The 9,280-nt window shown below is 51.8% G+C and carries 9 protein-coding genes, 1 tRNA gene and 1 other RNA gene; all 11 read left to right on the plus strand.

The window, feature by feature from the left end:
• Positions 1-4: 4 nt before the first annotated feature.
• Positions 5-448, plus strand: coding sequence for a Fur family transcriptional regulator (locus CHM34_RS17225; RefSeq protein ID WP_094265854.1), 444 nt, complete (start codon positions 5-7; stop codon positions 446-448).
• Positions 449-458: 10 nt separating this feature from the next.
• Positions 459-923: a tRNA adenosine(34) deaminase TadA gene (gene tadA / locus CHM34_RS17230; RefSeq protein ID WP_094265855.1), complete on the plus strand. Its 465-nt coding sequence runs from the start codon at positions 459-461 to the stop codon at positions 921-923.
• 144 nt (positions 924-1,067) lie between these two features.
• A tRNA-Ser gene (locus tag CHM34_RS17235) sits at positions 1,068-1,160 on the plus strand.
• A gap of 135 nt (positions 1,161-1,295) precedes the next feature.
• Entirely contained in the window at positions 1,296-2,216 is a 921-nt protein-coding gene (locus CHM34_RS17240; RefSeq protein WP_094265856.1) for a Gfo/Idh/MocA family protein, read from the plus strand.
• Between the two features lie 326 nt (positions 2,217-2,542).
• Positions 2,543-2,809: signal recognition particle sRNA large type (gene ffs / locus CHM34_RS17245), an RNA gene on the plus strand.
• Positions 2,810-3,065: 256 nt separating this feature from the next.
• Positions 3,066-4,499, plus strand: coding sequence for an ATP-binding protein (locus CHM34_RS17250; RefSeq protein WP_094265857.1), 1,434 nt, complete (start codon positions 3,066-3,068; stop codon positions 4,497-4,499).
• A 99-nt stretch (positions 4,500-4,598) separates the two neighbouring features.
• The gene (dnaX, locus tag CHM34_RS17255) at positions 4,599-6,314 is read left to right on the plus strand and encodes a DNA polymerase III subunit gamma/tau (RefSeq protein WP_169713805.1); all 1,716 of its coding nucleotides are present in this window, start codon (positions 4,599-4,601) and stop codon (positions 6,312-6,314) included.
• A gap of 47 nt (positions 6,315-6,361) precedes the next feature.
• Positions 6,362-6,673 carry a YbaB/EbfC family nucleoid-associated protein gene (locus CHM34_RS17260; RefSeq protein WP_094265859.1) on the plus strand — a complete coding sequence of 104 codons (312 nt, stop codon included), beginning with the start codon at positions 6,362-6,364 and terminating at the stop codon, positions 6,671-6,673.
• Positions 6,674-6,726: 53 nt separating this feature from the next.
• Positions 6,727-7,323, plus strand: coding sequence for a recombination mediator RecR (gene recR / locus CHM34_RS17265; protein ID WP_094265860.1), 597 nt, complete (start codon positions 6,727-6,729; stop codon positions 7,321-7,323).
• Positions 7,324-7,369: 46 nt separating this feature from the next.
• Positions 7,370-8,380 carry a CPBP family intramembrane glutamic endopeptidase gene (locus CHM34_RS17270; protein WP_094265861.1) on the plus strand — a complete coding sequence of 337 codons (1,011 nt, stop codon included), beginning with the start codon at positions 7,370-7,372 and terminating at the stop codon, positions 8,378-8,380.
• Positions 8,381-8,665: 285 nt separating this feature from the next.
• Positions 8,666-8,947 carry a pro-sigmaK processing inhibitor BofA family protein gene (locus CHM34_RS17275; protein ID WP_169713806.1) on the plus strand — a complete coding sequence of 94 codons (282 nt, stop codon included), beginning with the start codon at positions 8,666-8,668 and terminating at the stop codon, positions 8,945-8,947.
• Positions 8,948-9,280: the final 333 nt, after the last annotated feature.

Here is a 9,280-nt window from a genome sequence, read left to right on the forward strand (position 1 = left end):
AGCGATGAACTTGGAACAAGCGCTGAATACGATGAAATCCCGAGGCTACAAGTACACGGGAAAAAGGGAGAAGATGGTCCGCATTTTCAGCGGCCGGGATCGATACCTTTCCGCCAAAGAAGTGATGGAAGAGATGCAGAAGGATTATCCCGGATTGAGTGTGGATACGGTTTATCGCAATCTGTCCCTGTTTGAAGAGCTGGATATCATTGAGGGAACCGAGTGGGAGGGGGAGCGTCGGTATCGCTTTCATTGCGGCGGCGATCATCACCACCACCACTTGATCTGCAAAGAGTGCGGACGAACCAAGCGGATCAACGTATGCCCGATGAATGCGTTGTTGGGGCAGCCTGACGACTTTAAGATTACGGATCACAAATTTGAAATTTACGGCTACTGTTCCGAATGCGACGGTGAGGAAGGGAAAGAACAGGCGGAAGGCCGTTAGGCGGAGGACTATGAGACACGATATCTGGATGAAAAAAGCGGTGGAAGAAGCGAAAAAAGCGGAGAAAATCGGAGAAGTTCCGATTGGGGCGGTCATCGTTCGAGACGAAGAAATCCTGGGCAAAGGCCACAACTTGAGGGAACATCAACAGGATCCCACCGCTCACGCAGAAGTGGTCGCCATCCGGGATGCTGCGCAAAAAGTGGGGAGTTGGCGGCTTTCCGGGTGCCGCCTGTATGTGACCCTGGAGCCCTGTCCGATGTGTTCCGGGGCGATTCTGCTTTCCCGGATCGATACGCTGGTGTATGGAGCCTATGATCCGAAAGGGGGCTGTGCCGGGACCCTGATGAATTTGTTAGTGGATGAGCGGTTCAATCACCGTGTCGAAGTGGTCGACGGCATCGCGGAGGCGGAGTGCGCCCGGCTGTTGAAGGACTTTTTCCGCAGCCTGCGCCGACGGTCAAAGCGGGATTGACAAACGATCCAACAGAGATCCCCGTGATGGTTTGCTGTCCTGTCCATTCTTCCTGTCTGTTCCCGGATGGGCTGTTAAAGCCCTTCTTTTCCCTTGACGGGAATGCGGAGGTACGATATCATAAGGAAATGTGAGATCTTACTTGGAGAGGTGTCCGAGTGGCTTAAGGAGGCGGTCTCGAAAACCGTTGTGCGGGCAATCCCCGTACCGTGGGTTCGAATCCCACCCTCTCCGCCATAGCAAGGGTTTCAGCTTGAAGAACGTGTATGGATATCAGAAGGGGAAGCTGTCCGATGTACGGACAGCTTCTTTTTGTAGATGGGGGAAAACGCCTTCTACGTCGATCAGGGGAAAGGATGGGAGGTATCAATCATGAAGCCGCTCAAGGTGGGAATGATCGGGTTGGGAAGTATTGCTCAAAAAGCTTACTTGCCGATCTTAACGAAAGAATCGGAATGGTCCCTGGTCGGAGCTTATTCACCCACTTCAGCCAAACGGCGAAAGGTCTGTCGGGCCTATCGGATTCATGACTACTCGAGCATCAAAGATCTTATCAACGATTGTGACGCCGTCTTCGTACATAGCTCGACAGAGTCCCATTTTGAAGTGGTTGCGGATTGTCTGAACAGAGGGGTTGACGTTTATGTCGATAAGCCGTTGGCCGCTACATGGGATGAAAGCGAAAGGCTGGTGGAGCGGAGCGAGCGCTTGGGCAGGAAACTGATGGTCGGTTTCAATCGACGGTTTGCCCCTTTCTATGTGCAAGCCAAAAACCAAGCGAATGATGCCGTCATCATACGCATTGACAAACATCGGATCCAGCAATCCGGTCAACCCTTTAAAGTGACTTTGTTGGATGATTATATTCATCTGGTGGATACAGCCCTTTGGTTTGCTGAAACGACTAAGCCGTCGACCGTTGGAACGGTCCATGTGAATGATCAAAAACAGCTGGTATTCGCCCGTCACTCCTTTTCGGAGGACCACAAGATCGTGACCACCGCGATGCACCGTGAAGCAGGCACCCATTTGGAGCAGGTGGAAGTTTTGAAAAGCGGTCAGGTCATCAGGGTGAAAAACCTCGATACGTTGGAAACGGAAAAAGATGGACGATTGACGATTGAATACCCGGATGCCTGGCAAACGATCCTGAAGCGCAGGGGGTTTCACGATGCCGTCCATCACTTTGTGGATTCAGTGAAAGGGGATACACCACCGATCATCGACGGTCGAGAGGGGATCAAGGCCCAACGAGTGATTGAAGAGATCATCCGGCAATATCAGAGCGGTTAGTGTAGGTCTGTTGATTATCCAATAATAGGATGTGAATCGGGGGGATCGTGTTTTGCCATAGCGACCTTTGCCATCCTACTCAGCGGAGAAGCTGGAGGGAGGGAGCTTTAGGGGCAAGATTCACCCTTGTGATGCTTCCGAAGGGCTTTGCCCCTGCCCGACTGGAAGCTTCGGAGCGGACAGACTTCACTTCCTTGCCGGATGGCAAGAGGAGCGGGGCAGAACACGATCTTCCCGCCTGAATATGGATTATAAACACGCCTGCTGTTGATGATTCCGTTGAGGTTCGTTGTAGGATGCAAAGATATGTGTTACAATGGATCTTACCGTGCTAGATGGGGAGCTGGCGGTGCCCTGTAACCCGCAATCCGCCTTAGCGGGGTCGAATTCCTGTCCAAGGTCATATCCGTGTGGGGTCTGGTCCATGCATGAAGTGTTGACGAACAGGTCCTGCGCAACGGGAATCTCTGAACCGTGTCAGGTCCTGACGGAAGCAGCACTAAGGAGACTCTCCCGTGTGCCGCAGGGGTGCCTGATCCGAGCGGATTGGATGGAGTCCGCCCAGGCGGGAATGATCGACGACAGGTGCACGGGTTCTTTATACTTAGACGCCCATAGAGAGTTATTTTCCCTCATACACTGGGAAAATAACTCTTTTAATTTTGTCAAATTTTAATAGCTGATCCTTTCTTTATAGAAAATTTCCAGTAAGGGAAGGAACATGAAGTTGGAAAGCGAATAAAAAATCCAAGGCGGATTTTTGGGTTCGTTTGTCGATTATTAGATTTGAAGGAGCTTGATGGCGGGGAAGGTTATAGTGAGTATAAGGAGGATGGAGGAGGTTACAAAGTGCCCATCGCGTTTCATCTCGACATGGAGCTGGATCAACTGACATCCTGGGTGGAACGGATGCCTCAAGCTGTCATGATCGCGGATGACCGCGGCAGAGTCGTAACGGCGAATGAATTGTTATTGCGCATGCTTCAACGGAGCGAAGAGGAAGTCTTGGGGCAATCCTACAGCTCGTTTGTAGCTCTTCCGGAGCAGGTGGACGATTATCTTCTCCACACGGAAAAGTATGAGGATCCGTTGCAATCGGTTCAAGGAACCCTTCTCTTGCGGCACTCTCCTCCTCAACCTGCGGCGATTCAGGTTATCAGTGGGAAGAGTCGCGGGTCGTGGTATCATCTCCTGCTTTTTACTCCCGCACCAAAGTATTTAAGCCTGCTTCAGCAGTATGCCGAGACTTTGATTACCGATATCAATCTGGGAATACTGGTACTGGATGAATGGGGAAACATCGTAGAGATCAATAAGGCCGCTTGCCGCTTGTTCGGGGTCATACGCAAAAGGGTGTTAAACCGGAAACTCATCGATTTGTTCGAGCGTATTCGCCAGGATGAAAAAGTTCCGTTGCTGGCCGAAAGGGTCCATGGAGGGGATTACTTCCGTAACTTTTCTACATCATGGGTGGTTGGTGACAGGCGGTACCAAGTCCTGGTTGATTTTCAACCGCTTCAAGATGGGTTGGGGGGGACTGTCGGCACTTATTTGGTCATCAAGGATGTGACCCAGCTGCACTCCCTTGAAATGCAGATTCGCCGGACCGACCGTCTGGCGATGATTGGGCAGATTGCGGCAGGGACTGCTCACGAGATCCGTAATCCCTTGACTTCCATCAGAGGATTCCTCCAAGTGATGAAGCATTCACTGAAGGAAAAAGGGGAGATGAAAGAACAGGGTTATACGGAGATTATGCTTCGGGAGATCGATCGGATCAACGCCCTGGTCAGCGAATTTTTGCTGTTAAGTAAGCCCCGCAGCGTCCGGATGCATCCGATCCGGGTGGAGGAAGTGCTCGGGGAGCTCCTGCCGATTATTGAGAATGAAGCGATTTTGCACAACACCGAAGTCAGATACAGAAAGGAGGGGGATTCATTTCCCCGAGTGGTCGCGGATGCGGAGCTATTGAAGCAGGTTTTCCTCAATTTATGTAAAAACGGCATCGAAGCGATGGGGGACGGAGGATTGCTCACGATCCGTCAGACCTTCCTCCATGAGGAAGGCGTTTTAGCAGTGGAGATTCAGGATCGGGGGCCGGGCATTCCCGATGATGTTCTGAAGAGAATCTTTGACCCCTTTTTTACGACAAAAGAAAACGGGACGGGACTGGGACTTTCCGTCTGTCAGCGGATCGTGCATGATATCGGGGGAAACATTCGTGTTTCGACCAAGGATCTGGGTGCCGCCTTCAGCGTACTTTTGCCCGGTATGCAAGAGTAACCCGCCGGAGCCGACCGGCGGGTTCGTTTTGGAAAAATCCTTTGCGTTATAGTATGATGGATTCATCAACATCATGTATCCTTCTTTGGAGTGTTGCTCGTGTCGTACCGGGCATTGTATCGCGTGTGGCGGCCACAGACGTTTTCGGATTTAATCGGTCAGGAACATGTCACTCAAACATTAAAAAATGCCCTGTCGGAGGGGCATTTCTCCCATGCTTATCTGTTTAGCGGCCCCCGGGGGACCGGGAAGACCAGTGCCGCCAAAATTATGGCTAAGGCGGTCAACTGCCTTCGCGGACCGGCCCCGGAGCCATGCAATGATTGTGAAGCCTGCTCCAAAATCACCGACGCTTCCCTGATGGATGTCGTGGAGATCGATGCCGCTTCCAATCGCGGGGTGGATGAAATCCGCGATTTACGGGACAAGGTGAAATATGCCCCTACCGAGGTGCGTTACAAGGTATACATCGTCGACGAGGTCCACATGTTGACAGCAGAGGCTTTTAACGCTCTTCTAAAAACCCTGGAAGAGCCTCCGGAACATGTGATCTTTATCTTGGCGACGACAGAGCCCCACAAACTGCCATCCACGATTATCTCCCGCTGCCAGCGTTTTTCCTTTCGCCGGATTGCCAAAAACCACATGCTGGCCCGGTTACACGTCATCTGCGATGCTCAAGGGATCGAGGCGGATGATTCCGCCTTGGCGGCGGTTGTCCAAGCGGCGGATGGCGGAATGCGGGATGCTCTCAGTTTGCTGGATCAGGTACTCGCTTTTTCCAAAGACCGCATCGATGAATCGGCGGTTCTCGCTGTAACCGGGTCCGTTTCCCGGCAAGTGTTGGGGGATCTGCTGGAATCGGTGGTCAAGCGGGATGCCGCAACAGCCTTGGATCGAATCGGTGAATTGTTGGAGGAAGGATTGGAGGCGGAGCGGCTGGTTCAGGACCTGATCCATCTGTGTCGGGATTTGCTGGTGATGCTGGCGGCTCCGGAATTGGAAGAAGTCAAAAACCGCATGTCGATGGATGAGCGGTGGACCCGACTGTCGGAAGCCGGTTCTGTCGAGTCCTTCCATTCTGTCTTGGACACCTTGATCCGGACACAACAGCAGATGAAATGGGCGGCCCACCCCCGCATCTTGTTGGAGATGGCCGTCGTTCAGTTGTGCCAAGGGGATCCTTCCTCCGCTTCTTCTGAGGAGGTCTCCTCCGGTGAACAACCCGACCTCCTTCGGTTGAAAAAACGTGTACAGCAGTTGGAAGAACGTCTGGCCAAATGGTCTGGAGCCGCGGCCCCCGCTTCGGCCCCTTCGCCTCAGGTGTCTCCTCCCTCCCCGCAGGAGCGCCCGTCGCCTCCATCGGCTGAGCCTGCTCCTTCCCCGTCCTTGGATCGTTTTTTGCGGCAAGCGTCAGCGGAATGTCTGCAACGAGTGAGGCAACAATGGCCTGAAGTATTGTCCCGAGTCAAGGAGCAAAAGATCACCGTCCATGCTTGGCTGATCAATGGGGAGCCTGTAGCGGCGACGGAGAACAGTGTGCTTGTCGCCTTTAAAAACAGCATTCACAGGGAAACGACGGAAAAAGAGGCCAACAAATCGATCATCCAGCAGGTGATGAGCCGGATTTTCGGCTCCAGTCAGCAATTGGTAACCGTGATGTCTTCGGATTGGGATCGGTACAAGGCGTCATCGGAGATTTCCGCGACGACGGATGACGCTTTTGAGTCCCGGTCTGAATCGGAAGAGAAAGCCGATCCGGTTCAACGGGCCGTCGACTGGTTTGGAGAAGAGATGATTGAAGTGACAGATTAATAACACCCCGAACCATCGGCAGGGGTTTCAATAAGGAGGATTTTCGGATGAAAAACATGAACCAGATGATGAAGCAGATGAAAAAAATGCAGGCACAAATGGCTAAAGCTCAAGAGGAGTTGGCAGATAAAGAGGTGGAAGGAACCGCCGGGGGCGGAGTGGTAAAAGTAAAAATGAACGGTCAAAAAGAGGTTTTGGCGCTGGAAATCGCTCCGGAAGCAGTCGATCCTGAAGACGTGGAGATGCTGCAGGATATGGTGACCGCCGCATTTAACGAAGCGATGAAAAAAGTGGATGATTTGGTGGCGAAGGACCTGGGGAAAGTGACTGGTGGGATGAATATCCCGGGCCTGTTTTGAGGAAGGCCCTCTCCGGACAGGATCATAAGTAAGATGGACGGGAGTGGCTGAAAGTGTACGTACCGGAGCCCATATCAAAACTGATTGACGGTTTTATGCGGTTGCCGGGCATTGGACCGAAGACGGCCCAACGCCTGGCTTTTTTCGTACTGGATATGGAAGAGGAAGACGTAATGGATTTGGCGAAGGCCTTGGTGCACGCGAAAAGGGATTTGAAACGTTGCCGGGATTGCAGTAACATCACGGACCGTGAGGTCTGCTCGGTCTGTAGTGATAAAAACCGGGATCGTTCGGTTATCTGCGTGGTTCAGGATCCCCGGGATGTTATTGCCATGGAACGGACCCGGGAGTACGATGGTCTCTACCATGTTCTCCACGGGGCCATTTCCCCGATGGAAGGGATCGGTCCCGACGAGCTGAGCATTCCGGATTTATTGAAGCGGTTGGAGGATGAAACCGTCAAGGAATTGATCCTGGCGACCAACCCCAATATTGAAGGAGAGGCTACAGCGATGTACCTACAGCGGCTTGTAAAACCCTTCGGGCTGAAGGTGACCCGGATCGCCCATGGTTTACCAGTGGGAGGAGATTTGGAGTATGCGGATGAAGTCACCTTGACCAAAGCGCTGGAAGGGCGAAGAGAGCTGTAGTAAAACAACCCGAAAAATTCCAAACGGTCCGGAGGAGCTGTCACTCATGTCGTTGCCCCACTTATCCCAATCGTCTCCATCGCATCGAGAAAAGCCTTTTTCTCATATTCTGCGTCATCTTTCGGCGTGGCTTTTGTGTATCAGTTTTTTTTATATGATTCCAATGGAGTTTGCTTCTCTGGAATGGGAAAAAACGTCTGAAGGGCTGTGGCGCGTTTCCAACGGAGACGGCACCGGTTCTTTATTTTTATTGCAGTATTTGCTTTGGATGTTGGTGACCCTTTTTGCCGCTTCTTTGTTCTTTATTACCGGTTTGATCAGCGGTTTCGCCGAGGAGCGTTATCATAATCAGGGTCTGTTGAGCGGAAGGGATCTCGTTTATTATTTCTCTTGGGTTCAGTTTTTAACACTCGCGTTTTTGTTGCCTTACTATGCCATTGTTCCGGAAACGGAAGCAGAGGGTGGTTCCGGTGGTTGGTTCGGGCTGATCGCCCCTTACATTCCTCATATCCTGATGTTAGGAGTGGCTTTATGGATCTTCCGGCGGCGGCTGCCGGATTTGGGTTTTCGACAGGCGAAGGGGAAAAAGTGGATGTGGATGATCGGAGCTGTGGGGGTTCTTTATCTACTGCTTTTCTTTTTTCTGGACGCACTGGTGACCCTGCCAGTCGCTGAGTTTTTTAATCTGGAGCTTCAGTCGTGGCGCGAGGACAGTATCTCCCAAGGGATTTTCCAGGCGACCCGGATGGGATGGATTTCCGTATTGGGCCAAATCGCCTTACTGGGTCTAATCGGGCCGATCGCTGAGGAAATCGTATTTCGCGGCCTGCTGATGCGGGGGATGATGCAAAAAATCGGGACAACCGCCGGAGTGATCCTTTCCGCTTTGATCTTTGCTCTGTTTCATACGGATATCCCTTTTTTAGCACCTCTTTTCATCATGGGTTTGATTCTGGGAGGATTGTATGCCGTTTTTCGCAACCTGTGGGCCCCCATTCTGTTTCATGTTGTAAATAACACGGTTTCGGTGGTTGTGGATGTGATCTCCAAGCATTGAGTCCTCGTACTCCTTCAGGCAACTTTGCACTGCTTTGAATGATGACTGGATGGTCGGGGCAGGCAGGCCGTCTCCGATCCCTTACAAAGAACGCCATAGCGAGACCGGGAGCGAAGCGACCCTGGCGAGACTTGTGCTGGAATGAATGCCAAGGATCTACGACGACCTACCATCCTCCCTTGCTTGGTTTCTAGATAGAGGCACTCGTGATCTTTCAGGCCGTGTTCTATCTTCGCTTTTCCTATCATAAGCTTGTACCGACGATGCGCGGAAAGGATGAGCGGAATGGAATTCGGTTGGTGGCTCTTGGCCGCGGTAAGCGGTGTTATCCTATTCATGTTGATGAGTCGTTCTGTGATCAAACCCCTGCGTTGGTTATGGTTCAGTGTGCTTTATACGGCGGTGGGGGCACTCGTCTTGTTTCTGCTGAATTTGGCCGGAGAATGGATTCAATTCCGGATTCCGATCAATCCGGTCACCTCCTTTATCACAGGTGTACTGGGGGTACCGGGGTTGATCTGTCTGATTCTGATTAAGGTATTTATCATTAGTGAAGCCACACCTTAAACAGGGTTCGAAAAAAAAGATTAAAAAAGTCCTTGACGCAACCATTCTCCCATGGTAGATTAGTAGATGTCGCTGTTGAGGCGCCACAAAAAAAGCGCCGACAAAAGCGAAAAAACAAACAAAAAAGTTGTTGACAAGATCGACCGGATATGATAGTATAAAGCTTGTCGCCGCAAACGAGCGGCTCTCGCGGAAAAAACCGCGAAGACAACGGGAAGCGTTCCTTGAAAACTGAAGAGCGAACAGGACCCTGTCTATTCGAGCAATCAAGCTCGCCTTTAACGGAGAGTTTGATCCTGGCTCAGGACGAACGCTGGCGGCGTGCCTAATACA

This window comes from Paludifilum halophilum (assembly GCF_002245355.1).
Lineage (GTDB): Bacteria > Bacillota > Bacilli > Thermoactinomycetales > DSM-45169 > Paludifilum > Paludifilum halophilum.